We start from the raw sequence: 25,740 nt of genomic DNA on the forward strand, positions 1-25,740 counted from the left end.
AGGAAGTGGTTAAAATCGGAAACTTAGAATTAGGGGAATTCCCATTGTTGCTCGCGCCGATGGAAGATGTCAGTGACCCCCCATTTAGAGCGGTTTGTAAAGATAACGGGGCCGACCTGATGTATACAGAATTCATCAGCTCTGAGGGCTTGATCAGAGATGCTGCCAAAAGTATCCAAAAACTGGACATTTTCGAATACGAGCGCCCGGTAGGCATTCAGATATTCGGGGCAGAAATAGAATCCATGAGGGAAGCCGCTGCCATCGCAGAAGCTGCCGGTCCGGATATCCTGGACATCAACTATGGCTGTCCTGTGCACAAAGTAGCCTGCAAAGGTGCCGGTGCGGGGATTCTGCTCGATATAGACAAGATGGTCTCCATGACAGCTGAGATTGTCAAAAGGGTGAATATTCCTGTTACTGTCAAAACCCGACTAGGATGGTCCCAAGATACCATCCGTATCGTAGAGGTAGCGGAAAGGCTGCAGGATGTAGGCATCCAAGCCATCAGCATCCATGCCCGTACACGTCAGCAGATGTACAAGGGTGAGGCTGATTGGTCATACCTGAACCTAGTCAAAGACAACCCAAGGCTACACATCCCTGTTTTTGGAAATGGTGATATAGACTCCCCTGAAAAAGCTCAGGAATACAAAGACAAATACAATGTAGACGGGATGATGATCGGTAGGGCCTCCATCGGGTATCCATGGATCTTCAATGAAATCAAACATTTCCTTCAAACAGGAGAAAAACTTGCCGGGCCGGACCTTGAACAAAGGATCAATGTCACAAAAAAACACCTTGACTTTTCAGTAAAATGGAAAGGCGAAAAGCAGGGAATCCTCGAAATGAGAAGACATTATACCAATTACTTCCGAGGCATGCCCAATTTCAAACCATACCGTAGCCAAATGGTCACAGCAGAAACCTATGAAGAGGTGGCTGCACTTTTGGAAGAAGTGGGTGAGGTTTTTGCCGACTATCAATTTTAAAGCTGGATATCATTAAAAAATTCCCGATTTTTCCAATCAAAATCACTCTTTTCCTCCCCTTTTTCAAAACATGACCAAAGATATCCAAGCAGAAGGCGCCTTGAGGGCATGGGGATTTCTCATCGTATTGGCACTGATTTGGGGAAGTTCATTTATTCTGATCAAAAGAGGACTGGAAATATTTTCTCCCGGAGAAGTAGGCGCATTTAGGATCGTGGCTGCCGGGATGGTGTTATTGCCACTCTCCTTGCCAAGGCTGAAGAATCTGAAAAAAAGACAGGTCAAAAACCTCATTATTGTCGGATTGATGGGAAGTTTTATTCCTGCATTTCTTTTTGCCAAAGCCCAAACACAACTCAGTTCCTCACTTACAGGAGTATTTAATGCCATGACACCTCTGTTTGTGGTCATCATTGGAGCCCTGTTTTTTAATGCAAGGATCACCAAAAGAAACGGAATAGGATTGGCCATCGCCTTTGTCGGCGTAGTCATACTCTTGATGGTCAAGGAAGGAAGCTATTTGGGGGATTTTTCAGAGATCAACTCCTATGCTTTCTATGTATTACTTGCCTGTGTCTGCTATGGGTTCAACCTGAATATCATCAAGTACCGCTTCGTCGAGCTCAAGCCCGTTGCGATTACGGCTATTTCGCTGCTGATGGTTTTGCCAATAGCCTTGATATATTTATTTGCCTTTACCCAATTTTCCTTCAAAATACTCCATGTCGAAGGCGCAGCAGAGGCTGCCGGTTACATTACCCTGCTTGGCGTACTCGGTACAGCTATCGCCCTGATCCTTTTCAATATTATGGTAAAAGTAGCTACTCCGGTATTTGCAAGTTCGGTAACCTATCTTATTCCGATTGTGGCCATCATGTGGGGATTATTGGACGGGGAGGTTCTCTTGCCGGGACATTATTTTGGGATAGTGGCAGTAATTTTTGGAGTATGGATTGGGAATAGGAGGTGATGTTCAAGTTGGTAGGTTGGAAGTTGGAAGCAGCCTACTTTTGGATTTAGTTGGTACCGCAATATATTGGTCACATTCCCTAATTACCCAACATTTAATACCTCTTTGGTTTTTTAAATACCGAAACAAGCAATCCAACACCAACGACGACATCAACGATATTCCACAATCCTCTCCCAAGTGGTATTTTCAAAAATGGCTGAAAAAGTAAAGCTAGGCCACCATAAATAAACATTTCATTGTCATTATTTTCCTTTTTGGCCTGATAGGCCAAATACCCAAAGCCCACCAAGGCTAAAAGCCTCACCAATTGGTAATAGCCATAAGGCATGTCCAATAAACAGATTAATAACAGAATGGATAAAACTATCTTGATCACAAGGGTCATTCACTAATGTCGTTAAGTGGATCGATTGGAATATTTATCAAATTAAGGCAATTCATTATTTATTCAACTTTTTGATTGAACTACTTTCGATCAATGATTTCATTTAGGCAATTGCTACTTATAAAATTAACCTCCAACAGCATTTGTACTTTCTATCCACTTTTGAGGAGAAATGACAAAGTAATTGTTCCCTGATTCAATTCTAAACCTATCGAATTCGAGAGGTTTAAAATCAGGATTGTTAATTTTTTCCCAAAGACCAACAAAATCAATCGTGCTTCTAGTTCTCAACCAATTATTAATAACTGAAAAAGGCTCTTAAGGATTTCTGTACTTTGCGATATCGGTTAGAGAAAGATAATCACCTCCCACTTGATGCATTAAAGTGATTTCCTTTTTCTGAACAATTATTTTTGAAGTAGATTTTGTCATAGGGAAAATTATAGAGTGGAATAACTTCGAGTGAATTTTGTGTTTGGGATTGATCAAATATTAAAAACTTAAATCAGAAAAAAAATACCTTAAACAGGGTACTTTTATAATTGATTAATCCGATGATTTAATTTTCTTATAAAAATCCAATGAAACTCAACTTTAAAAAAACCGGAACCGGCGAAGCCCTGATTATCCTTCATGGACTTTTTGGATCGGCTGATAATTGGTTCAGTATCGCCAAGGAACTTGAAAAAGACCATACGCTTTATCTCGTGGACCAAAGAAACCACGGTGATTCTCCGCACAGTGAAGAATGGAATTATCAGGTAATGGCGGAAGATTTGAATGAATTGATGGAGACTGAAGGTATTGAATCTGCTTACCTGATGGGGCACTCCATGGGTGGCAAAACGGTAATGGCCTTTGCCTTGCAATATCCTGAAAAGGTAAAAAAACTGATTGTAGCCGACATCGCGCCAAGGTACTATCCACTTCACCATCAGGTAATTCTGGAAGGACTCAACGCCATTCCCATGGACCAAATCAAGTCGCGTAAGGATGCTGACGACATTTTGTCCGGCTATATCAAAAACATGGGGATCAGACAATTTCTACTCAAAAGCTTGGGAAGAAATGAAAAAGGGGGATTTGAATGGAAAATCAACCTCAAAACCATTACAGAGAAAATTGAGATTGTAGGCGAAGAAATCGACTCCGACCATTCCTTTGACAATCCGACCTTGTTTATGGGAGGGGAAAATTCGGATTATATCAAAGAAAGCGACAAAAGCGATATTTCAAGACTTTTTCCAAACAGTAACCTTATCTATATCAAAAATGCAGGACATTGGCTTCATGCCGAACAGCCCGCTGCGGTCATTGAGACAGTAAGGGCTTTTCTGCGCTAATCTTTGAGGTCTTTTAGACCTCGAAGATTTTTTGCCTAACTACTTTGGATAAATAGATCCAAAGTAGCTATACGTCATGCTGTCAAGACCTTCGAGGTTTGGAAAAAAACCTCAAAGGTCTGATTACTTATTTCACTCTGTTTCCATGCTTGATCACCATATCCACATTTTGGAGTAGGCTGATATAGCGCAGGACATCTCCGCGGACAGCAATGATATCGGCATATTTTCCTTCGCTGATGGTTCCATAATCCTGGTCAACTTTCATCGCTACCGATGGCCAATAAGTAGCTGCCTTGATGGTCAGCATCGGGTCAAATCCAAATTCATTGACCCAAACGTCCAATTCGTTCCATGTACTTTGGCTATGGAATTTCATAGGAATCCCCGAATCCGTTCCGATCATCAAGACCACTCCCGCATCTTTGAGTTGGTTGATTTTTTTTTCCAAAGTGGGTTTGCGGACAGGTGTCAGCTGAAAATATGGCATCCTTCCGGGATACCGCAAAGAAGCCCTGATATCTCTGATGATGGAATCCGGCAAATCCAAATGCCATGAAGGATCGTCAAGCTTCTCCGGATTATTGCGCATGTATTCATAATTATAGAGTCCCTCCACGGTAGGAGTCCAAAATAAGGGACCCATATTCATTTTCGCTGTGCGTTCTTTGATCATCTCCATGATATCAGCAGGATATTCTGGTGCAGAAGAGAGCCCTGTATGTTCAAAACAATCAATCCCGATTTTTAATCCTACCCTGATTTCGTCAGGCCGATGCGAATGCCCTACGACGGGTTTGCCATATTTATGCGCTTCGTCTACTACCGCTTTGGCTTCTTCAAAAGTCATCTCATCCTGATCGATCAGCTTGATGACATCCACACCCGCATCAACCAGTATTTTGACTTTGTTTCGCGCATCCTGGACTCCATTCACTCCCCATCGGAATTCCTCTGTCCTGGGATAAGGCTTTTTTTGGATAAAAGGTCCGGATACGTAAACCGTTGGCCCTGGGATTTCGCCTTTATTGATCCTGTCTCTGACATTGATACTTGCTTCAAGCGGCGCACCTAGTTCGCGGGCACTTGTGACTCCGGCCATCAGGAGCTGATGGGCAGAAGAAGGCATAATAACCGACTCAAAGATATCGATATAGGTACTGTCCCAATGGGTATAATTGCTGTGCCCGTTGAGCATCAGGTGGACGTGCATGTCCCAAAGTCCGGGAAGGACAGACATGCCTTCGGTGGAAATCACCTCTGCCCCACTTGGAACCGCCAAGGTCCCGACTTGCCCGATTTCTTTGATCCTGTCATTTTCGATGATGATGACAGAATTTCTAAGCGGCGGACCTCCAAAACCGTCGATCATTGTTCCGCCGACTAGGACTTTGATGTTTTGAGATTGGACAGCAAAGGAAATAAAAAGCAAAAGGGTTACAGCCCAATAGGCTTTAATCGAAATCATTGTTCTCATTCTAAATACGGATAGGTTGAAGTTTAAAATTTAAAGAATAAAATCGATTTAAAAATTGCCAACCATATAAATGAAATGAAGGCCTTGGTTGTCGTTTTAAGTTTTTCCCCATCTTTGTCTACACACTTCCAAATAATTATGAGCAAAGGAAAACTATTTTTGATCCCAACCATCCTGGCAGAGAATTCCGCTGACAAGGTCATCAGCCCTCAGGTAAAAGATACTGTAAAAAACCTCAGCTATTTTTTGGTGGAAAATGTCCGGACGGCAAGGAGGTATATTAGCAGCCTGAAACTCGGACTTACCATTGAGGGGTTACAATTTGAAATTTTAGACAAAAGCACCAAAGGGGCTGAGCTGGAAAGGATCATGAAGCCATTGTTTTCAGGGCAGGACGTAGGTGTCATGTCCGAGGCGGGTTGTCCGGGGATCGCGGATCCGGGTTCGGCTGCAGCGGCCTATGCCCATTCCAAAGGCGTGAAAGTAGTGCCTCTTTCCGGTCCTAGCTCTATGTTTTTGGCTTTGATGGGATCCGGATTCAACGGACAATCATTTGCCTTTCATGGGTATTTGCCTATCGAGAAGAAGGACAGGATTCTCGCGATAAAAAACCTGGAAACTGAATCAGCAAAAAACAACAGGACCCAGATCTTTATGGAAACGCCTTTTCGCAACAATCACCTGATGGAAGATTTGAAGGGTACGCTCAATCCGGATACAAAGCTTTGTGTAGCAAAAAATATAACAGGTCCAGATGAAATGATCCTCACCAAACCTGTGTCTGAATGGAGAAAGTCACAACTGGACCTGCATAAAATGCCGGTGGTTTTTGTCTTGTATTCGGGAAATTAGGGTTCTATTAAGACCCGGTAAGAGTCATACAAAGTCAGGATATCCTCCACATAAGCCACTGCAAGGTGACCTTTTGCATAACCGCTTTTGACCACAGGATCCCTGTAGTATTTGGGATCGGATTTTAAAGTCAGATAATAGGATACATTTTTCCAGCTTTGGGTGTTGCCTCCGTACTTTAATGCCAGATTCCACGCATCCAAGACATGACCGTGTCCGATATTGTAAGATGAAAGTATAAATTTGATCCTCTCGTTGCTCTCCGGCACCCTTTCTTTCCAAAACTTATCGAGGTATTTCAGGTAATTGACTCCCCCCATGAGGCTTTGGGCAGGATCGTTGGGATTAGTCACGCCAAAGCGCTCCAATGTCACAGGCATCAGCTGTAACAGACCTGTAGCACCTGCATATGAAGTAGCCGTGGTATCAAAACCGGATTCCTTATAAACCAAGGAGGCCAACATCCTCCAATCCCAACCGAGATTCTCTGCTCCATTTTTGATCAGATCGTCATATTGTGAGATTTTGTTTCCCCCCAATGAAGAGAAAGAACTGTTTGCCCTATAGAAGTTATTCTTAGAATTTTGAAAGTACTTGGCGTATAGTGTCTTGATATATCCGGACTTGTTTTTATTGGAGATCCATTGATTGACCTCTTGTTCAAGATTTGGGGCATTTTTCCTGATTGCCCAGGCGACATCTGCTTTTGGACTTATCTCTACTTCTATATCAAGATCGTTATAGTAAGTTTCATTGACCATGGCCACGACCTTGTCCACCACTGTGAATTCGATTTCTCCTTTGCTTAATTTATTTACTAAAAAATCACTGTTGCCATTTTCCTCCAATACCGAGAGACTGATGCCTAGGCCATTTTGAAGGGAACAAAGCTGTGATTTGAAAATGGCATCCTTCTGAATATGGATTACCTTTCCATTCAAATCACTCGGATTTTTAACTTTATTGGAGCCATCCTTTTGAACCAAAACGGTACCCATACTCCCGATCGGGGCCGTAAAAGAGGCAAACTTTTTCCTATCCTCGCTTACGGCCAGGTTCATGGCGATGATATCTGCTTTTCCCTTGTTGAGTAAGTAAAAAGCTTCTTCTATATCAGATTTGACAATGAGGTGCAACCTGACACCGAGGGAAGAAGCCAAGGATTTCAACATTTCAAACTCATAGCCCATCCTTCTTCCCCTGTAGATATAATAACTCGTGGAAGAATTATCTACGACGGCCCTGATGTATCCTCTTTTTTTGATTTCATCCAAATCCAACTGCACAGGATTTTCCCAAAAACTAACCTCTGTTTCGGTTCTTTCAAATAGGGTACATTGAAACCCAAAAATTGTTAATATTATCAAAAACAGTAAATTGATTCCTGTCTTTTTCATTCCATTTGTGTCCCTTTCAGGACTTTGGTTTATACAAAGATCTTTCAGAGCAAATTACATACCAACTTTAATAGAAATGAAATACATTTTTTTGCATAAAAAAACACCAATGGAAATTCATTGGTGTTATATAATACTGATTATCAGTTTTTTATAATAAATCAGATTAATCTATAGTTAATTGAAAATTTTCTCTTCCTTCTTGATAAAAAATCCTACCTGAAAGCCTCATCAATTCAATTTCCATTTCTTTGATATTAAATATCGCGGTCAAAAGCCTGTTTTCAGCTGTCAACAAATTGAGCTGCGCATCTCTAAATTGAAGGTAATCAGAAATCCCCAACCTGAACCTTTCCAAAGCGATGTCGGCACTTTCAATGGCCGTTTTGTAATTTGAGTATTCGATATCCAAGAGGATGATATTGGTATTGTATGTATTGTAGGCCCTTTGGATATCAGAAACCATTTGTATCTCCAGGTCTTTTAGAGCATATTCTGCATTTACTTTTTGAACTTTGGCATTTTGGATTCTTCTGTTGAGTGTAAAGCCACTGAACAGGTTAAGAGAAGCAGTCAGGCCGTAGTTAATCCCTGTTCTCTGGTTGAGCAATAAGAAACCTGCTTCTGAAGAAAAGGTGTTTCTATTGTATGCAGCATTAAAGTTGACCTGAGGTAACCTTTGGGCCTGGGTTTCTCTTAAAGCAAGAAAGGCTGCGTTTTCCTGTCTTTGGGTAACCAAAAACTGTTTGTTGTTCAGGTATGCATTTTCAAGGAGGTTTTCCAAGAGGAGGTTTTTATCTACCAGAATAGTATCTTTTACAATAAATTCTTGGTCAGGTTTAAGGGCAAGTAATTCATTGAGGTTTATCCTTGCATTTTTAATTACAAGTTCCTGATTGGTAAGTAATGACAAATCAGCGTTGTAATCCACCTGTGCTGTCAAGAAATCACTCCTTCCTGCACCGCCAAGTTCGTACCTTGCTTTTGCTATGTCGAGACGGGATTGGGACAGGTCTAAGGTGGTTTTAAGGACATTATACCTTTGAAGTTCCAAAACCAACCTAAAGTAGGATGATGAAATTGAGGCGACTGTGTTTTCGACCAAAACTTTGGCTTCCAGGTCACTGATTTCGGCCAGTTTTCCTAATATTTTTAAGGAGTAGATGGTTTCAGGTCTGAATCCATAAAAACCGACAACAGAATAATTTAGATTTTCAGTTGCCGCCCCTTCAATTTCTGTAATCTGCTCGGGATTATTTGCAAATATCTGGCTTACATCCTCTTTGTTAAAGCTATTTAGAAAATTCCCGGTTAAAGTTGGCATAAAGAAGCTTCCTAAACCAACCTGAATGTTCCTGTCTGCGATCACTACATTATTTGCAGCAATTTTGATCCCATAGTTTTTTTCCAAACCTATCAAAACTGCTTTTTCTAAATCCAGTGTTTCTCCTTCTTGTGCAAAAAGAGAAAACGTCGCCCATGCACTGAGCACCAATAATAAAAGTAACTTTCTCATTAGACTCTTGCTAATCTTCCTTTCTTGGATGTTAAATAGGTATAAATGGCAGGGATAATAAACAAGGTCAGGATAGTTGAAAATGCCAATCCCCCGATGACAGCAACTCCCATAGGCACCCTGCTTTCTGCCCCGGCCCCGAGGGCCAAAGCTATAGGAAGTATACCCAAAATGGTAGACAAACTTGTCATCAAAATCGGTCTGAATCGGGCCGCAGAAGCACCTATGATCGCCTCATCTATGGACATTCCCTGTGCCTTACGCTGGTTTGCAAATTCCACGATCAAAATACCGTTTTTGGTCACCAGCCCTATGAGCATGATAATCCCAATCTGACTAAAAATATTCAATGTAAAATCAAATATCCAAAGTGAGAACAAGGCACCAAACAAGGCCAAAGGCACGGTAAACATGATCGTAAGTGGATCCATGAAACTTTCAAACTGCGCCGAAAGGACCAAGTATATCAAAACCAAGGCAAAGAGAAATGCAAATATCAAACTGTTTGAGCTCTCTCTGAATTCTTTGGAAAGTCCGGCCACGTCTGTGCTGTAGGTATCGTCTAAGACTTCTCCTGCAATCCTATCCATCTCATCCAGACCGGCTCCGATTGTGTAGCCCTCCGCCAAACCTGCAGACACAGTAGCACTTACAAATCTATTAAACCTGTATAACTGGGGCGGCGTGCTTTTTTCTTTGATGGTAACCAAGTTGTCCAATTGGATCAACTGTCCATTATCGGCCCTCACATATAGCATCCTGAGATTGACAGGCTCATTTCGGTCAGCCAGCTGCATTTCACCCACTACCTGATACTGTTTGCCATTCATGATAAAGTAGGCAAATCGCTGACCGGAATAAGATAATTGAAGCGTTCTGGCAATTTCCTGAACAGATACGCCGACATTCCTGGCTTTTTCTCTGTTGATTTCAACCTCTATTTCAGGTTTTGTGAATTTCAGGTTGATATCCGAGAAACTGAAAACCGGACTTTGACTGGCCTTTTCCATAAAAGCAGGAATAACCTCCTTGAGCTTCTCTAATGTTGGGGCTTGGATCACATATTGGACAGGCAGTCCACCTCTTCTGTCACCGATAGATTGGGGTTGGGTCACAAATGCCCGGACCGCGGTATATTTTTTGATCATGCCCGAAACCTGCCCAAAAATCTCCATTTGACTTCTTTCCCTTTCCTGTGCATCGACAAGAATCAACCTCAAAAAGCCTGAATTGGTACTCGATGTTCCAAAACCCGGAGACGTCACAGTGGTGATTCCCGCCCTTTCTTCTATAGGTATCTGGTTCATAAAATCAACCGTCATTTCATCAAGGACCTTGTCCATATATCCAAAAGTGGCACCTTCAGGGCCTGAAATATTGACCCGCATTTCGCCCCTATCTTCTACCGGTGCCAATTCTGTAGGAATTACTTTGAAAAAATAATATATCCCAAAAACCATGACAATGATAATACCAAAGGCACTCCATCTCACATTCATGAATTTATTGAGGGCCCCTTCATAAAGATTATTCATCCAAACAAAGAAGGGTTCGGTCAAATTGTAAAAAGCGTTATGTTTTTCTCTTTTCTTTAATAATTTGGAACTCAGCATAGGCGCCATCGTCAAAGCGACAAAAGACGAAATGATAACCGCTCCGGCGACCACGATTCCAAATTCCCTGAAAAGTCTACCTGTAGTTCCTGTTAGGAAAATTACAGGAAGGAAAACCGCAGCCAAGGCGACTGTAGTCGCGATGACGGCAAAGAAAATTTCCTCTGAGCCTTTGGCTGCAGCGGTATCGGGATTTTCTCCTTTTTCAATTCTCGAATAAATATTTTCTAAGACAACGATGGCATCATCCACCACGAGGCCGATAGAAAGTACAATTCCCAAAAGTGTCAGTACATTGATCGAGAAACCCATCAGGTACATGATGAAAAATACCCCGATCAAGGAAATAGGAATGGTCAAAACCGGAATGAAGGTTGTCCTCCAGTCCCTCAAAAACAGAAAGATGATAGACACCACGAGGATGAAGGCTATAAAAATTGTTTCCTGCACTTCTTTGATAGAATTCCTGATAAATGTCGTAGAGTCAAAGCCGATATCTACCCTGATATCACCGGGCAGATCCTTTTTTATTGTCTCTAGCCTTTTGTAAAATTCATCAACAATTTCGATGTTATTGGATCCGGGAAGCGGCACCAACACCACCCCAACCATGGGTACGCCGTCTCTTTTCAATACTGTCCTTTCGTTCAAAGCGGACATTTCTGCCATTCCTATGTCCTGAAACCTAACAATATTATTCTGGTCTTCTTTGATGATCAGAGAATTAAACTCCTGTGGTGTGCTGAGTCTACTTTTCGTCCTGACAGAAAGTTCGATTGCCGCACCCTCAATTCTACCGGAAGGCAGTTCTACGTTTTCGCTTTGCACCTTGTTCAATACATCAAGTGGTGTCACTCCGTAGGAGGCCATTTTCAAGGGGTCCATCCTGAGTCGGATGGCATACCTTTTTTCGCCCCAAATCTGGACTGTACTTACACCGGGAATGGTCTGTAGCCTTTCTTTGAAAATATTGGAAGCAATATCTGAAAGATCCAAAAGGTTACGCGTCGCGCTTTGCACAGCCAAAAACACAATTGGCTGGGAATCTGAGTCTGCTTTGGAAACCACCGGAGGTTCTGTATCCGGGGGGAGGTTTCTTTGGGCACCCGAAACCTTGTCCCTGACATCGTTGGCCGCGGCTTCTAAGTCTGCACCTACATCAAATTCAACCGTAATGTTACTAGTACCATCGTTACTTGTAGATGTCAGGGATTTGATCCCTGCAATACCGTTGATCGCCTCTTCCAATGGTTCGGTGATCTGGGCTTCAATGACATCAGCATTGGCACCTACATAAGCCGTCCTGACATTGATTATAGGCGGATCAACGCTAGGGAATTCCCTGATGCCTAAGAAACTGATTCCAATAATGCCGAAAAGCATTATTGTCAATGACATCACTATGGCAAGAACAGGTCTGCTGATACTGATACTTGATAAACTAGCCATATTTTAATTGATTTTAGTATAAGTGACAGGCATTCCTGTTCTTACTTGCAATACTCCGGTGCTCAATACCAAGTCACCTTCTTTTAGCCCATCCACGATCTGTACAAAGCTTTCTGTACGGGTTCCGATAGACACCTTTCTTTCTTCAATTTTGCTTTCTTGGTTTACTATAAAAACTTTATAACCTGCCAATTCCGGAATAACAGATTCTGCCGGAACCATCAGCGCATTTTCTTCCACACCAAGAATATATTTTATCCTTACAAACATTCCCGGCAAAAACTTACGTTCCTTATTTGGACTCTGAGCCCTGATTTTTAAGGTACGCGTTCCAGTGTCTATCGTCGGCTCGAATGCAAATACGGTACCTTCCACATCAATCCCTTCCGATTCATTTGAAAAGATAATCTTCGATCCGACATTAACTTGGTTTGCATATCTTTCCGGAATTGAAAACTCAATTTTGATAGGATCAATATTGACAATATTGGCAATCACATCTGCAGGGCCGATAACACTGCCCTCTGAAATCATCCTTAAGCCCAAAACCCCATCAAAAGGTGCCCTGATGACAGTTTTGGTCAACTGGGCTTCGACCAATTTGATGTCAGAAAGGTTTGTATTAAACTGGTTCAGCACAATGTCATATTCTTCCTGACTGATGGCCTCTTTGGCCAAAAGTTGCTTTTGCCTGTTTTCCTGACTTTGGAAAAGCTTTCTGGTGAAGTCAAGTCTTTGGAATTGTGCCGTCAGTTCATCGTCATTAAGGTAAAGAAGCGGAGTTCCTTTCTTTACAAACTGACCTTCATTGAAAGATATCTTTTTTACCAAGCCTGAAATCTCAGACCTGAGGTTAACACTCTCATTTGGTATAATGGTACCGGTAACACTCAGGTTGTTTTCCAGTCTTTCAGGACGGATTTCAACAACATTGACAGGAATAGGCTGACCCGCACCCTGTGAGGAGGTACCCGGCTGACCTGTTCCCGCAGCATTTTCAGGTTTTCCCATAAACTGATCCCACCTTGGGTAAATAAAAATCACTGCCAATACAAGTACAATGGCTATAATTAAAACGGTTTTGGTTTGTTTTTTCATTCTATTTATTCTGAAAATCCATTTAAGGCTGGTTGTTGATTCCTAAGAAACTGAAGCGATAACTGATTAAAAACTTCAGGCTGTTCGACATTGACTACATGACCACAAGCTTTGACAATATTGAGAATTGAAAGTTTATGCTCCTTGACAATTTTTTTTACCGGTTCGAGAAACATGATGTCCTCTTCACCCATTACATATAAAGTTGGTATGGAAAGATCCTTTTCTTTGAAAAATTTCAAAAGTGGATTGATGTCCCTTGTCAACTTAAACCACCTTATGAACTCCTTTTGGCAAAGTCTTTTTGCCTCATTGATAAATAAGTTTCTTGACTCGGCATGGTGCCTTCTCGGCATGATGATCCAAGCAAACAAACTGTATAACCACATATAAGGAACGACACTTTTAAAGGTATTTCCAAGGGTTACCAAAATCTGAGAAGTAAAGGTGAGTCTGGTAATCGCTCCTGCCATAATCAAGGATTTTACTTTATTGGGCTCCATTTCTGCCAATTGCCTAGCCAAAATAGTCCCAAGTGAAACACCCATAACATGTGCAGGTGGCACCTGCAGGTGATCAAGCACCTCAATAATGTCTTTTGTCACTGCAGGAAAGGTGTATTCCTCTTTCCAAATGTTCCTGATAGACTCGGCGGATTTACCATGACCCCTAAGGTCAATGAGCAAAAGATTGAATTCCTGTCTGAATTCCCGGACCTGTTTGTACCAAATAGAGGAAGAACCTCCCGCCCCATGTATGAACACTACCCATTCGTTACTGGTAGAATGCCTGTAAGTTTTATAATACAACATACTGTTTTTCATCTTGACCAAGTAATAACCGAACAGTTAGATTTAAGTTCCGAACCCGAAAGCTAAGCCCATTACTTGGGGTAAAAAATAAAATAGACACAGGTGGCTATTGAAGTCGATTAATGGTTATTTCCTTAAAAAAACACGAAACAAAGCCCTCTGGGACTTTGTTTCATTTGTCGAAATTTATAAGAAATAATAGCAATCTTATCAAAAAAAGCCATCTTTTTAAATACCCAATATCAAAATCAGTCAATTTTTGCAATTTTGGAAGTTCGCTTTTGGCTTTGTTTCTAAAGGCTTTTTTTATTTTTTCTCTTGGCTTAATATCTACTACAGCTTTCTTTTTATGAAATCTGTCATCAGCGAGTATAAATGCCAAGAAGTATTCCCACCTGAAATCCCATGGTTGCGGTTGGGATAATACATGGTTTCGAACTGTTTGTCGGCTTTGATCAGGGCATCCACAAGGTCTACCGCATTTTGATAATGGACATTGTCATCTCCTGTGCCATGGATGAGCAACAGATTTCCTTTCAATTTGTCCACATGGGTGATCGGGCTGTTGTCGTCATATCCCGCGGCGTTTTGCTGGGGAGTCTGAAGATAGCGCTCGGTATAAATGGTGTCATAATACCGCCAAGTAGTCACAGGAGCGACTGCAATGGCCGCTTTGAATACATCATTTCCTTTCATCAAGGCTAGAGAGGACATATAACCCCCATAGGACCAACCCCAGATTCCAATCCTGGATGCATCGACATAACCCAAAGTGCCTAGGTATTTTGCTCCTGCGATTTGGTCCTCTGTTTCCAGTTTACCTAGATTGGCATAAGTCACATGCTTGAAATCCCGACCACGGGCACCGGTACCGCGGTTATCCACGCAGACTACGATGTATCCTTCAGCCGCCAAGTGGTGGTGCCAAAAGTCCCGTGCACCGCCCCAAGCATTGGTGACGTTTTGAGATCCCGGACCACCATATACATACATCAAGACAGGATATTTTTTGTTGGGATCAAAGTCCGAAGGTTTGATCATGTAACCATTGAGGGAGGTGCCCTCCACCGTATTGAAAGTAAAAAACTCCCTGCCTGAAAGGGCAAAATTGGAAAGCTTGCTTTTCAGTTCCTGATTATCCTCCAAGACTTTGACCAATTTACCGGAAGACTCATTCAAAGTCACTTTAAGTGGTGTGTCCGAATTTGTATAATTGGCAATGTAATACTTGAAATCACGGCTCATATTGACCGAAAATGTCCCTTTCTCAGGCGTCAGGATCTTTTTGTTTTTCCCATCTAGATTGACCACAAAGAGATTTCGCTCGAGGGGCGAAGATTCAGTGGAGATATAGTAGATTTTCTTGCCTTTCTCATCTATCCCGACCAAGTTGGTCACTTCCCAATTGCCGGAAGTAATTTGGCGTATAAGTTTGCCGGTGTTGTCATGGTGGTAGATATGCTTGAAACCATCCTGCTCGGAGGTCCGGATAAATCCTTTGCTGTCCCCCAAAAACCGCAGGTCATCGTTGTAATTGAGGTCCACATAGGTCTCTGATTTTTCTTCGAGGATGACTTTACTCTGACCTGATCGGGCATCTGTATACAAGAGGTCGATCTGATTTTGGAGCCTGTTGACTCTCAAAAAAGCCAAAGTGTTGGCTTCCCCTGTCCAATATATTCTCGGCAAGTAAATATCAGTCTCAGTTCCTGTATCTGCTTTTACAGTCTTTTTACTTTCCAAATCATAAATGTGGATGCTGGTTTTGGCGTTTGCTTCGCCTGCTTTGGGATACTTGAATCTGTAATCCTGGGGATATAATTTGCCCCATAGTTGCATGTTGAATTCGGGAACTTCCGACTCATCAAATCGGATAAATGCAATTTTTTGACCATCGGGTGACCAATCAAAAGCCTTTGACATGGAAAACTCCTCTTCATAAACCCAATCTGCCGCAGCATTCAGCACATGGTTCCACTTGCCGTCGGTAGTGATTTGTGTTACCTGTTCGGTATTGAGTTCAATGATAAACAGGTTATTTTCCTTTACAAATGCCACCTTGTCATTTCCCGGGGAAAGGGTGGCATACATGATTTTCTCACCATCCAAAAGTTTTTGTGATTTCCCCGTGGCCAAGTCTACCACATGATAGACAGCCTTACTTGACCTTCTGTATATTCTCTCTACTTCTGACGCTATCAGTGCTTTGCTTTCATCGGCATTGAAAGCGTAGCTTGAAAAATTTACCCCCAAAGCCTCTCCATCAATAAGCGTCCCTGTTTCTTCTCCTGTCGCCACATTGATTTTGACAACTTTGGAACCGGAAGGTGTTCTTACCAATGAGCTGTAATACTGTCCATCTTTCATCCAATTGATGCCTAGAACAGACTTTTGGGAGAAGGTATTGTTTTTGAAAACGTCTTCGAGTGTGACTTTCTGTTTTTGCTGGGCAAAAGAATCAAAATTCCAAACTAGGATAAATGCCAGAAAGGGAATCAATTTAATCTTACTCATAAATATCTAGGTCTATAATCAGCTTTAAAAGTATAAAAAAGCATCAAGACCGGAAAAAATTTTACTCAATCGGAAAACATAAAAGGTATTTTGACCTGAAGCATGATGTCAAAATCAGAGTTCTTTTCTGACCCCATCCTTCCCGCCTCGGAATGATTCACCGTTTTCGATAATCAGGATTTCACCTGTGATTCCTTCTTTGATATTGCCATCCACTCCGATCACACGCCCTTCAAAAAGTGAGGTAATGGATCTCAATGAAGTATGGCCGACTATAATTTTTTTCGATTCAAAAAAATCCAAAATATCATCCAGAATTTGCGTCGAAGGAAATGGCTCAACAAAATATCCGCGGTACCAAAGCGGTCCATCCTCGCTTGTCAAAAAGGTCTGAAGGGCATTTTTCCTCCTGGAGGAGGACTTGAGGATATGAGAATAAAATTGTTTATTGACTTTTTTGGCTGTTAGTTTTCTTCGCAAAAATGAAGGCGAAATACCGGCATGGGTGATCAACAAATCATCAATGGTAATGATAACCGGACGTTTGCGCAGCCAATTACCCAAAACAGCATTCTCCGCATAGAGGTCGCTTGTCCTGATTCCCATCGCCTTGGTGGCTACCACATATTTTTCATTTAAAAACCGGAAATCACTTTCAATAAACATCAATTCATGGTTTCCGATCAAGAAATGAACTTTCCCTCCCTGAGCTTTTGCTTGATGTTCGAGTTTGTACACCAACCACAACACTTCAGTGACCATGTCGCCCCTTCCCAAAATATCACCGTTGACCACAAGATGTCCCTTGCCATATTTCCAATCGGTATTTTGATCGATAATGCCGTGCGCTTTGAGCAATTCCACGCTCAATCCATACTGACCATGAATGTCAGAAATCACCGCTAGATTGGGGACATTCTTGTATTCCTGATAGAAGTCAACCTCCTTCTCCATATTTTCCAAAAAAACTTTGGGGTCGAGGCCCAGATTAAATTCACTTTGAAGAAAATCTTGATCGGGGTTAAGGTTCACTTTCATCTGGCCATTTTCAACCCATTTGACATTTACCTGATCGCCCTGAAAAAATATATATGGTCCTTCAGAAATGGCATTCCCTTGGTTTTGGGCTACAACGCTCCCCGCTAAAAAGGAGAAACAAACTATGAGCAAAAGAATATTTGAGAAGAATTTCATGTGCTATGTTCTAAAATGGGGAGGTTTTTTTATCAATTACCATAATTGGTCCAAAAACCGATAATGAATATACAAATCTTTTTAACCAAAATACCGAAAACAGTCCTAGCTCCATCAGCTATTTTACCCTCTATTTTTTGGGGCCACACAATGATAAATAGAGATTGATTTTTACTTTTACATACCATGAAGAAGAAAATTGCCTTAGTGACCGGAGGATTTACCAGGGAATCCGTCATCTCTCTAAAAAGTGCCGCAGTAGTCGAAAAGACACTCGACAGGAGCCTGTACGATATCTACAAAATCCTGATTTATCCCGGTAACTGGTATCACGAAACTGCCGCGGGCGAAAAAATCCCCGTAGACCTCAATGACTTTTCCATCAAAATTTCTAATCAAAAGATAAAATTTGACGGAGTTTTCAATATTCTTCATGGTTCGCCGGGAGAGGACGGCAAGCTTGCCGGCTATTTTGACCTGATCGGGTTACCTTACACGACATGCGATGCGTTGACCTCTGCCATCACAATGAACAAAGGCTACACCAAGGCAATAGTACAGGACATCGACGAACTGTTTGTCGCGAGGTCCATCCAATTATTTGGCAACCATGCGGAGAATGTCTCCATGATACTGAAAGAACTGCGTCTGCCTCTTTTTATCAAGCCAAACAACGGCGGTTCAAGTATCGGAATGACCAAGGTCAAAGAACCGAATGAACTTCAGGAAGCTTTGGACAAGGCATTTGCAGAAGATTCACAAGTATTGATGGAAGAGTTTGTTTCGGGTAGGGAATTTTCGATCGGTGTCTACCGGTCAAGGGGGATTACCACGGTGCTTCCGGCTACGGAAATCATCAGCAGCAAGGAGTTTTTTGACTTTGAGGCAAAGTATTCTCCCGGTGTTTGTGAAGAGATAACCCCCGGAAGAATGACCGAGGAGGAAGTGGCAAGGGTAGGCCGAATTATAGAAAAAGTATATCAAAAGTTAAATTGCAAAGGAGCGGTCAGGATTGACTATTTCTTGGAATACGAAACAGGCAAATTCTATTTTATTGAAATCAATACTGTACCGGGTCAAACTGAAACTAGCTTGATATCCCAACAAGTGCGTGCTTTGGGGATCGATGTCAAGGATTTTTACAATGCGCTGATCGAGGAAATGTTTTCCTGACCTTCCTTTTGGAACTCAAAAACGGATCTGAAAACCAATAAAATCGGGTATGTTATAATAAGTCAAACCATCCTCAAAATAAACGGGATCTGCCTTTTTTTCAGAAAAATTATACATATCCACTGCTTCTCTTGTCAGATTTCTGCTGCTTCTCCTATAAAAACCTGAAGCAATCCCCAAGCCTACAGTAGTGACCGCCAAGGGTATAAAAAACTTGTTTCTCGACGAATAGGAGGAAGATTGAGAAGGAATAAAGCTCAATGCAATCACACCAACGGAAGCCAAAAAAGCACCTCCGTCCAACCATTTGCTGGTTGTCTGCTTTTTCAATGCCATTTGATAAGTTTGAAAAGCTTCGGGATTGGTCTGCATCAGCTGATAAATTTCCTGTTTGGTCAGCACTTTGGGCCCGTCCAAAATATCAATTCTATCCCCTAAGAAGGTTTGCCTGTAATCAATCCTGAGGAAGGGTTGTTGACCATAAACTTCGGTTATAAAACAGATCAATAATAGAGCAAATGAGAATTTTTTCATAAGATCAGAAATTAAGGCTTAATCCTGCAGCCAAGGGCGAAAGTTTAAAATGGAGGGTAGACCGATAACCAATTCCCCTTATTGCTTTATAATTATAAATTTCAATCGCATTGGAAGTTTCCCTTTTGCCATTTCTTTTCATCGGAAAGGCAATGGTCGTTATTGTCGCTGCTCCCAACATTATCCCTCCCGATATCAGCACTCGCTGTTGGGTAAAATCGCCTGAAAACAAATATACCACAGAACCTGCAGCCAAAATCCATCCTCCCAACCTTAAGGACTCGCCAATAAACATTTTTTGTTTGGCTTTAGAAAACAATTCGGCCTCCTCCGGAAAAACTGCCATAATTTTTTCAATTTCTGAAACCTTTACCTTTTCGCCATTTGCGAGGTAAACATGGTTTCCAAAAAAATTCTCCCGATATGAAATCCTTGGATTGGTTTGGGCATTGGACCAAAAGAATATAAAAATCAAAAACAGGCTTAAAGAAATTGATTTCATAGTGTGGTATTAAATGATTACAAAGCTAACGAATAGCCACAAATTAAGTTTATCAGGGAAATTGAGGAAATCAACAAAATCCATCATCATAAAAAAAGCGGCCCAAAAGCCGCTTTTCCCTATATTCCGAATTCCATTTTAATCTTATCCACATAATCCAGCTTTTCCCAAGTGAACAATTCCACTTCTAAAACTTGCGAAGTTCCGTAAGGATTTTTGAAAGTTTTGGTTACAGTCTCATTTTCGCGACCCATGTGTCCGTAAGCAGCAGTTTCCTCATAGATGGGATTTCTTAGCTTCAGACGCTGTTCGATCGCATAAGGTCTCATGTCAAAGATGGCTTCGATCTTCTTGGCGATCTCACCGTCACTCATGTTCACTTTGGATGTTCCGTAGGTGTTGACGTAGATTCCCATAGGCTTTGCTACACCTATGGCATAAGATACCTGCACCAAAACTTCCTCAGCTACTCCTGCAGCGACCATGTTTTTGGCAATATGTCGGGTGGCATAAGCTGCCGAACGGTCTACTTTGGATGGGTCTTTTCCTGAAAATGCACCGCCTCCATGGGCACCTTTTCCGCCATAGGTATCCACGATGATTTTTCTTCCTGTCAATCCTGTATCACCATGAGGACCACCGATCACAAACTTGCCGGTAGGATTGATGTGGTAGGTGATCTTCTCTGTAAACAATGCCTGAATCTCAGGCTTCAACTGCGCCTTCACCCTTGGAATCAAAATTTTGATCATGTCTTCTTTGATCTTCGCCAGCATAGCCGTCTCTTCATCAAAATCATCATGCTGGGTTGATACTACAATGGCATCGATACGCAAAGGCTGGTTATCATCACCATATTCGATGGTAACCTGAGATTTGGCATCAGGTCGGAGGTATGCAATTTCTTTGTTTTCCCTTCTCAACGCTGCCAATTCCTTCAAAATCCTATGTGAAAGGTCAAGAGCCAAGGGCATGAAATTTTCAGTTTCCTTGGTAGCATAGCCAAACATCATTCCCTGATCGCCGGCACCTTGTTCTTCAGGATTAGCCCTTTCCACACCTTGGTTGATATCGGGAGACTGTTCGTGAATAGCAGAAAGAACCCCGCAGGAATTTCCGTCAAACATGTATTCTCCTTTGGTATATCCGATCCTATTGATGACGTCTCTGGCTATTTTTTGAACATCAAGGTATATTTTAGACTTTACTTCACCGGCCAAAACCACTTGTCCAGTAGTGACCAAGGTTTCACAGGCGACTTTGGAATTTGGATCAAAAGCTAAAAAATTATCGATCAAGGCATCTGAAATCTGATCAGCAACTTTGTCAGGATGGCCTTCAGACACTGATTCTGATGTAAATAAATATGGCATATGGGAAAATTTTTAAATCGGTTTCAATTGGGTCGTAAAAATAAGGTTTCAAAGGGAAATAAAAAATTAGAAATAGAGGTTGAGTCCATTGCATTTGAACTTTGTCATTATGAATGAATTATAATCTGATTTCTGCTTTGCTCTATATCAAACCTGAATAGGTACTGAAGGACCTTATAAGAGTTTTGTTAGCCAATTAAAATTACGGCTAAGCAAGACCTTCTTAAAATCTAAATTCCAAAAAATAGGATGACCGTTTGCCAATCTTCCTGTTTTTCCATCCTTCAATCCCGTTGGAATCCTTAACTTTGCCCCTATACAACCAATCCCCAAATTCTCAATGAACGAAAGGTATATGCAGCGGGGCGTATCAGCCTCCAAAGAAGATGTACATCAGGCGATTTCCAAACTGGACAAAGGACTTTTTCCAAAGGCATTCTGCAAAATAGTAGAAGACACACTCGGCAATGATCCTGACTATTGCAACATCATGCATGCAGACGGGGCAGGTACCAAGTCTTCTTTGGCTTATATGTATTGGAAGGAAACGGGGGACCTGAGTGTGTGGAAAGGAATCGCCCAAGATGCCATCATCATGAATACCGACGACCTGCTTTGTGTCGGTGCTGTCAACAATATTCTGGTTTCCTCTACTATCGGAAGAAATAAAAATCTGATTCCCGGTGAAGTCATCTCGGCGATTATCAACGGTACCGAGGAAGTCTTACAGATGCTTCGTGACCATGGCGTCAATGTCGTCCTGACAGGTGGAGAAACAGCCGATGTCGGGGATCTTGTACGGACTGTGATTGTAGACAGTACAGTGACCTGCAGGATGAAAAAGGAAGATGTCATCTCCAATGACAAAATCAGACCGGGTGATGTGGTAGTTGGTTTGGCATCGTATGGACAGGCTACCTATGAAGATTCATACAATGGCGGCATGGGAAGCAATGGCCTGACTTCAGCCCGACATGATGTTTTCAACAAACTATTGAAAACCAAATATCCTGAAAGCTTTGATCCTGCAGTTCCTGCTGATCTTGTCTACACAGGAAAATACAACCTGACAGACCCTGCACCGGGACTTTCGGTTGATATGGGTAAATTGGTACTTTCTCCTACCCGTACCTATGCACCTATCATGGTAGATGTATTGAAATACCTGAGACCTGCCATTCATGGGATCGTGCACTGCAGCGGAGGTGCACAGACCAAAGTCCTCCATTTTGTAGACAATGTGCATGTGGTCAAAGACAACTTATTTGACACCCCGCCACTCTTCAAAATGATCCAAGAAGAAAGCGGTACAGACTGGAAAGAGATGTACAAAGTGTTCAACATGGGCCACCGGATGGAGGTTTATCTCGAAGAAAGGTACGCCGAAGAAGTCATGGACATTGCCGAGGGATTGGGTGTGGAAGCCAAAATCATCGGAAGGGTCCTTCCTCATGAGGGTAAAAAAGTGACTGTCCAGGGTGCCCATGGTACCTTTGAATATTAAACGACCAAGACAACCTTTAGACTTTTGATAAAAATATGCCAAGGACAACTGCCCAAAAGATATTTAGAATTTTTGGATGGACCTTTGGTGCCATTGTTTTCTTAGCATTGACCACCCTTACCAGGATAGATTGGCGTGATTATAAAGAGTTGGATTATTATTTAGAGACCGTCGCACATCTTGACTCCTTAAGCCTTGTATCTTCTGAGGGAGAAATTTGGCTTGCAGGCTGGTCTTCGGTCAATGCGACCCCATCCACTCCAGCAAAACTGGTGGGATATAAACCTCGTGGAAGATACGAATTTGTACAGGACAGCAACTTTGTCAAAACGGTGGTCATCAGCAACGGAACCTCTACAGTTGCTTTTTTGAATTATGAATTAATGATTGTCCATCCTTACCTGCAGGGAAGAATCAATCAGGCTATCAGTGAATCAGGTTTGGCATTGGACAAAGTTTATTTTACCGCAACCCACACCCACAGCGGCATCGGAGGGCATATTCCAGGTCTTCTCGGCAAGTTGGCTTTTGGAGGCTATGATGACAATATCGTCAAATTCCTGGAAGCCAAAACCTTAGAAGGATTGAAATCAGCAATGTCTAGCTTAGACACGGCAGAAGTATTTTTTAGAAAAACCAAAGCAGACACACTTGTTGCAAACAGGTTGATCGCCGAAGACCCCATAGATCCTTACATCAGGCAATTGATATTTGAAAAGCGGAATGGAAAAAAAGGAACAATCCTGACATACAGTGCCCATCCGACTATTTTGAATTCAAAATTCATGGGCCTGTCCGGAGATTATCCCAACTACCTTACCAAATTAATGGAACAACAGGAAGGATATGACTTTTCCTTTTTTGCGGCAGGTACAGTCGGTAGCCATCGCCCTGTGGCTACCGGAAATCAACCTGATGATGTCGAATCTTATGCCTTTGCTTTAAATAGAAATCTTTCAGAAAATATCCATGAGGTATTTCCTGTGGAAGAGCCAAACCTCAAGTTTGGGAACTTACCGCTTGGCCTTAGAAAAGCGCATTTCAGGATCAGTGAAAAAGTCCGCATCCGGCCTTGGATTTTCAATTCCATCTTCGGCGACACAAATGCCCACTTTGACATGGTCCAGATCGGAAAAACATTGTTTATCAGTTCAAGCGGTGAAATATCAGGGGTTTTTATGAAACAATGGGAAAATTATGCCGCAGAAAAAGGCCTCCACCTCATCATTACCTGTTTTAATGGGGGATACATAGGGTATATTACACCTGATAATTATTACAATTATCCACTTTATGAAGCCCGGGATATGAATTGGTTTGGACCATATAACGGTGCCTACTTTGATGAAATGATCAGGAAAATGATCGATAAAGCTGCCGGACAAGAACCCATGGCCTTAAAATAAAAGTAACAAGAAAGGCAATAGAAACAATGCCTCGGATTTTTTTCTGACTTGGTCTTTGGTTTGGTTTTTGGAAAAAAATAAAATCAAATGGTAGCCAATAATCAATCCCAAAATCACCGAATGGACATGGTAAAAAGAAGGTAAGATAACTCCAAGAACCAGCAAGATACCTATTCCGGTCATTCCCAACAGCAGAATAAGGTTTTTTAAACCTGTCTTTGGGATCAACACCAACACAGATCCAAAACCGTCTTTTTGGTCTACTTCTGCATCTAGATAAGAGAGTATGAGCAGATTGACTAATGCTGCTAAGAAGTAAATAAAAATAAAAAGGTAGGAGAAATTATCCACCAACTCCATATCCAAACTAGCAAAGGGAGCTAGTGAAACACCCAAAACATAAATCAGGGCGGTTGATATTTCCTTCAACCATGAAAGCTTTGTACCGGCAATCTTCAAAAACCCCATCCAAACCACCGTAAACGTCCCCAACAGTATTCCGTGGGTTTGGATAAATTCCATTTCACCTAAGGAAAAAAACAGGAGGATACCAACCAAAATACAGGAGAAAACCAAAGGAAGAAGAACCCGAAAATATTTTTGGTGAAATTGATGTCTGGGGGACTGCGGCTTCCCCAAAGCACTTTGGGCATCCATCAAATGGTCCCAAGTATATATGCTCCAAACTGCCATTCCCAATAATATATAGACTGGTTCGGATATTTTTACCTCCAACAAATCCGAGAAAAACAACATCCCTGCCATAGCACCAAAAACCACATCCAAGGACAGGAGGTTGAAATAATACATAACATTCCTAATTATCCCCATTTGACATTAAAGATATCCCCTTAGCATAATTTTACCTTCAAAAGATTTTTAAGAATCAAAACTTTTTAAATTGAAAGAAAAATCAAGCTATGAAAAATCTCCTTTTTCTAACAATCCTTTTACTTTCAATGGGCTATTCCGCCTTTGCACAATCAAAAATAAAAGTCGCCTGTGTGGGAAATAGTATTACTCAAGGACCGGGAAGAGATAATCCTGACAGTTATCCACTTCAGATGCAGGCCATTCTTGGCGACAAGTACGAGGTCAAAAACTTTGGAGTAAGTGGTAGGACTTTGCTCAAAAAAGGGGATTATCCTTTTTGGAACGAACCCCAATTTGAAGAGACCAAATCTTTTGCACCTGATATTCTGGTGATCAAACTTGGAACCAATGACTCAAAACCCCAAAATTGGAAATTCAAAGAGGAATTCACAAAGGACTACGTAGAAATGGTCGAGACTTTCAAAAAATCTATGCCAAAAAAAGGAAAGGTGTATATCTGTCTACCTGTTCCGGTGTTCCAGGGAAATTTTGATATCAATGGGGAGGTATTACTCAATGAAATGCGACCGATGCTACTGGAAATCGCCAAGAAGACCAAATCTGAGATTATAGATTTGTATACACCGTTATTGGACAAATCACCACTATTGCCTGATGGCATTCATCCCAACAAGGAAGGACTTGGCATTATGGCTGCCGAAATCGCAAAAGCCATAAGATAAAGCCATTTCCATTCATCACATAAAAAAAACCCTCTCTTTTCTCAAGGGAGGGTTTTTTGAGTCTAATTATTTTT

21 protein-coding genes are annotated in these 25,740 nt (G+C 41.7%); 8 read left to right on the forward strand and 13 right to left on the reverse strand.

Annotated elements, in window-relative coordinates:
• The first annotated feature begins 5 nt into the window (after positions 1-5).
• Both dusB and MMU07_RS08745 read left to right on the forward strand, forming a co-directional pair.
• A complete protein-coding gene (gene dusB, locus MMU07_RS08740) occupies positions 6-995 on the forward strand; it encodes a tRNA dihydrouridine synthase DusB (RefSeq protein ID WP_241125483.1) in 990 nt (329 codons plus the stop codon).
• A gap of 70 nt (positions 996-1,065) precedes the next feature.
• Entirely contained in the window at positions 1,066-1,965 is a 900-nt protein-coding gene (locus MMU07_RS08745; protein WP_241125484.1) for a DMT family transporter, read from the forward strand.
• 94 nt (positions 1,966-2,059) lie between these two features.
• Here MMU07_RS08745 and MMU07_RS08750 read toward each other — a convergent pair whose 3' ends face one another.
• Entirely contained in the window at positions 2,060-2,353 is a 294-nt protein-coding gene (locus MMU07_RS08750) for a DUF6804 family protein (protein WP_241125485.1), read from the reverse strand.
• 581 nt (positions 2,354-2,934) lie between these two features.
• Here MMU07_RS08750 and MMU07_RS08755 point away from each other — a divergent pair.
• Positions 2,935-3,696, forward strand: a complete 762-nt coding sequence (locus MMU07_RS08755) for an alpha/beta fold hydrolase (RefSeq protein WP_241125486.1) — start codon at positions 2,935-2,937, stop codon at positions 3,694-3,696.
• A gap of 127 nt (positions 3,697-3,823) precedes the next feature.
• Here MMU07_RS08755 and MMU07_RS08760 read toward each other — a convergent pair whose 3' ends face one another.
• The gene (locus tag MMU07_RS08760) at positions 3,824-5,173 is read right to left on the reverse strand and encodes an amidohydrolase family protein (protein ID WP_241125487.1); all 1,350 of its coding nucleotides are present in this window, start codon (positions 5,171-5,173) and stop codon (positions 3,824-3,826) included.
• A gap of 138 nt (positions 5,174-5,311) precedes the next feature.
• On the opposite strand from MMU07_RS08760, the gene MMU07_RS08765 reads away from it, so the two are divergent.
• A complete protein-coding gene (locus tag MMU07_RS08765) occupies positions 5,312-6,025 on the forward strand; it encodes an SAM-dependent methyltransferase (RefSeq protein WP_241125488.1) in 714 nt (237 codons plus the stop codon).
• Here the strand turns inward: MMU07_RS08765 and MMU07_RS08770 are convergent.
• The 7 genes from MMU07_RS08770 to MMU07_RS08800 form a co-directional block, all read right to left on the reverse strand.
• Complete coding sequence (locus tag MMU07_RS08770; protein ID WP_241125489.1) at positions 6,022-7,422, reverse strand: MltF family protein; 1,401 nt, start codon at positions 7,420-7,422, stop codon at positions 6,022-6,024. The two genes, MMU07_RS08765 and MMU07_RS08770, sit on opposite strands and share 4 nt — an antisense overlap.
• A 166-nt stretch (positions 7,423-7,588) precedes the next feature.
• Complete coding sequence (locus tag MMU07_RS08775; RefSeq protein ID WP_241125490.1) at positions 7,589-8,938, reverse strand: TolC family protein; 1,350 nt, start codon at positions 8,936-8,938, stop codon at positions 7,589-7,591.
• Entirely contained in the window at positions 8,938-12,000 is a 3,063-nt protein-coding gene (locus MMU07_RS08780) for an efflux RND transporter permease subunit (RefSeq protein WP_241125491.1), read from the reverse strand. The genes MMU07_RS08775 and MMU07_RS08780 overlap by 1 nt, the downstream gene beginning before the upstream one ends.
• Positions 12,001-12,003: 3 nt before the next feature.
• On the reverse strand, positions 12,004-13,098 hold the full coding sequence (locus MMU07_RS08785) for an efflux RND transporter periplasmic adaptor subunit (protein WP_241125492.1): 1,095 nt from the start codon (positions 13,096-13,098) through the stop codon (positions 12,004-12,006).
• A 5-nt stretch (positions 13,099-13,103) separates the two neighbouring features.
• Entirely contained in the window at positions 13,104-13,910 is an 807-nt protein-coding gene (locus MMU07_RS08790; protein WP_241125493.1) for an alpha/beta fold hydrolase, read from the reverse strand.
• Between the two features lie 333 nt (positions 13,911-14,243).
• Positions 14,244-16,424 (reverse strand): S9 family peptidase, encoded by a 2,181-nt coding sequence (locus MMU07_RS08795; protein WP_241125494.1) that lies wholly within the window; start codon positions 16,422-16,424, stop codon positions 14,244-14,246.
• A 114-nt stretch (positions 16,425-16,538) separates the two neighbouring features.
• Positions 16,539-17,618 (reverse strand): metallophosphoesterase, encoded by a 1,080-nt coding sequence (locus MMU07_RS08800; RefSeq protein WP_241125495.1) that lies wholly within the window; start codon positions 17,616-17,618, stop codon positions 16,539-16,541.
• 186 nt (positions 17,619-17,804) lie between these two features.
• Here MMU07_RS08800 and MMU07_RS08805 point away from each other — a divergent pair, with 186 nt between their 5' ends.
• Positions 17,805-18,791, forward strand: a complete 987-nt coding sequence (locus tag MMU07_RS08805; protein ID WP_241125496.1) for a D-alanine--D-alanine ligase — start codon at positions 17,805-17,807, stop codon at positions 18,789-18,791.
• A 15-nt stretch (positions 18,792-18,806) separates the two neighbouring features.
• Here the strand turns inward: MMU07_RS08805 and MMU07_RS08810 are convergent, their stop codons facing one another.
• The 3 genes from MMU07_RS08810 to metK form a co-directional block, all read right to left on the reverse strand.
• Positions 18,807-19,325 (reverse strand): hypothetical protein, encoded by a 519-nt coding sequence (locus tag MMU07_RS08810; protein ID WP_241125497.1) that lies wholly within the window; start codon positions 19,323-19,325, stop codon positions 18,807-18,809.
• A 4-nt stretch (positions 19,326-19,329) separates the two neighbouring features.
• Complete coding sequence (locus tag MMU07_RS08815; RefSeq protein WP_241125498.1) at positions 19,330-19,827, reverse strand: hypothetical protein; 498 nt, start codon at positions 19,825-19,827, stop codon at positions 19,330-19,332.
• A 119-nt stretch (positions 19,828-19,946) separates the two neighbouring features.
• Positions 19,947-21,200, reverse strand: a complete 1,254-nt coding sequence (gene metK, locus MMU07_RS08820; RefSeq protein WP_241125499.1) for a methionine adenosyltransferase — start codon at positions 21,198-21,200, stop codon at positions 19,947-19,949.
• A gap of 340 nt (positions 21,201-21,540) precedes the next feature.
• On the opposite strand from metK, the gene MMU07_RS08825 reads away from it, so the two are divergent.
• Both MMU07_RS08825 and MMU07_RS08830 read left to right on the forward strand, forming a co-directional pair.
• Entirely contained in the window at positions 21,541-22,704 is a 1,164-nt protein-coding gene (locus MMU07_RS08825; protein ID WP_241125500.1) for an AIR synthase related protein, read from the forward strand.
• A 35-nt stretch (positions 22,705-22,739) separates the two neighbouring features.
• The gene (locus MMU07_RS08830) at positions 22,740-24,110 is read left to right on the forward strand and encodes a neutral/alkaline non-lysosomal ceramidase N-terminal domain-containing protein (RefSeq protein WP_241125501.1); all 1,371 of its coding nucleotides are present in this window, start codon (positions 22,740-22,742) and stop codon (positions 24,108-24,110) included.
• Here MMU07_RS08830 and MMU07_RS08835 read toward each other — a convergent pair.
• On the reverse strand, positions 24,102-24,920 hold the full coding sequence (locus tag MMU07_RS08835; RefSeq protein WP_241125502.1) for a UbiA prenyltransferase family protein: 819 nt from the start codon (positions 24,918-24,920) through the stop codon (positions 24,102-24,104). The genes MMU07_RS08830 and MMU07_RS08835 overlap by 9 nt on opposite strands.
• Before the next feature lie 110 nt (positions 24,921-25,030).
• On the opposite strand from MMU07_RS08835, the gene MMU07_RS08840 reads away from it, so the two are divergent.
• Entirely contained in the window at positions 25,031-25,666 is a 636-nt protein-coding gene (locus MMU07_RS08840; protein WP_241125503.1) for a GDSL-type esterase/lipase family protein, read from the forward strand.
• Positions 25,667-25,740: the final 74 nt, after the last annotated feature.

The sequence above is a fragment of the Cognataquiflexum nitidum genome, from assembly GCF_022538055.1.
Taxonomy (GTDB): domain Bacteria; phylum Bacteroidota; class Bacteroidia; order Cytophagales; family Cyclobacteriaceae; genus Cognataquiflexum; species Cognataquiflexum nitidum.

Excerpts from the sequence above, each read along its gene's own strand:
- MMU07_RS08825 (WP_241125500.1), top strand. The coding sequence starts at position 21,541 with ATGAACGAAAGGTATATGCAGCGGGGCGTATCAGCCTCCAAAGAAGAT.
- MMU07_RS08755 (WP_241125486.1), top strand. The coding sequence starts at position 2,935 with ATGAAACTCAACTTTAAAAAAACCGGAACCGGCGAAGCCCTGATTATC.
- MMU07_RS08815 (WP_241125498.1), bottom strand. The coding sequence starts at position 19,827 with ATGAAATCAATTTCTTTAAGCCTGTTTTTGATTTTTATATTCTTTTGG.
- MMU07_RS08810 (WP_241125497.1), bottom strand. The coding sequence starts at position 19,325 with ATGAAAAAATTCTCATTTGCTCTATTATTGATCTGTTTTATAACCGAA.
- MMU07_RS08775 (WP_241125490.1), bottom strand. The coding sequence starts at position 8,938 with ATGAGAAAGTTACTTTTATTATTGGTGCTCAGTGCATGGGCGACGTTT.
- metK (WP_241125499.1), bottom strand. The coding sequence starts at position 21,200 with ATGCCATATTTATTTACATCAGAATCAGTGTCTGAAGGCCATCCTGAC.
- MMU07_RS08780 (WP_241125491.1), bottom strand. The coding sequence starts at position 12,000 with ATGGCTAGTTTATCAAGTATCAGTATCAGCAGACCTGTTCTTGCCATA.
- MMU07_RS08760 (WP_241125487.1), bottom strand. The coding sequence starts at position 5,173 with ATGAGAACAATGATTTCGATTAAAGCCTATTGGGCTGTAACCCTTTTG.
- MMU07_RS08770 (WP_241125489.1), bottom strand. The coding sequence starts at position 7,422 with ATGAAAAAGACAGGAATCAATTTACTGTTTTTGATAATATTAACAATT.
- MMU07_RS08835 (WP_241125502.1), bottom strand. The coding sequence starts at position 24,920 with ATGTATTATTTCAACCTCCTGTCCTTGGATGTGGTTTTTGGTGCTATG.
- MMU07_RS08795 (WP_241125494.1), bottom strand. The coding sequence starts at position 16,424 with ATGAGTAAGATTAAATTGATTCCCTTTCTGGCATTTATCCTAGTTTGG.
- MMU07_RS08800 (WP_241125495.1), bottom strand. The coding sequence starts at position 17,618 with ATGAAATTCTTCTCAAATATTCTTTTGCTCATAGTTTGTTTCTCCTTT.
- MMU07_RS08840 (WP_241125503.1), top strand. The coding sequence starts at position 25,031 with ATGAAAAATCTCCTTTTTCTAACAATCCTTTTACTTTCAATGGGCTAT.
- MMU07_RS08785 (WP_241125492.1), bottom strand. The coding sequence starts at position 13,098 with ATGAAAAAACAAACCAAAACCGTTTTAATTATAGCCATTGTACTTGTA.
- MMU07_RS08765 (WP_241125488.1), top strand. The coding sequence starts at position 5,312 with ATGAGCAAAGGAAAACTATTTTTGATCCCAACCATCCTGGCAGAGAAT.
- MMU07_RS08805 (WP_241125496.1), top strand. The coding sequence starts at position 17,805 with ATGAAGAAGAAAATTGCCTTAGTGACCGGAGGATTTACCAGGGAATCC.
- MMU07_RS08830 (WP_241125501.1), top strand. The coding sequence starts at position 22,740 with ATGCCAAGGACAACTGCCCAAAAGATATTTAGAATTTTTGGATGGACC.
- MMU07_RS08745 (WP_241125484.1), top strand. The coding sequence starts at position 1,066 with ATGACCAAAGATATCCAAGCAGAAGGCGCCTTGAGGGCATGGGGATTT.
- MMU07_RS08750 (WP_241125485.1), bottom strand. The coding sequence starts at position 2,353 with ATGACCCTTGTGATCAAGATAGTTTTATCCATTCTGTTATTAATCTGT.
- MMU07_RS08790 (WP_241125493.1), bottom strand. The coding sequence starts at position 13,910 with ATGTTGTATTATAAAACTTACAGGCATTCTACCAGTAACGAATGGGTA.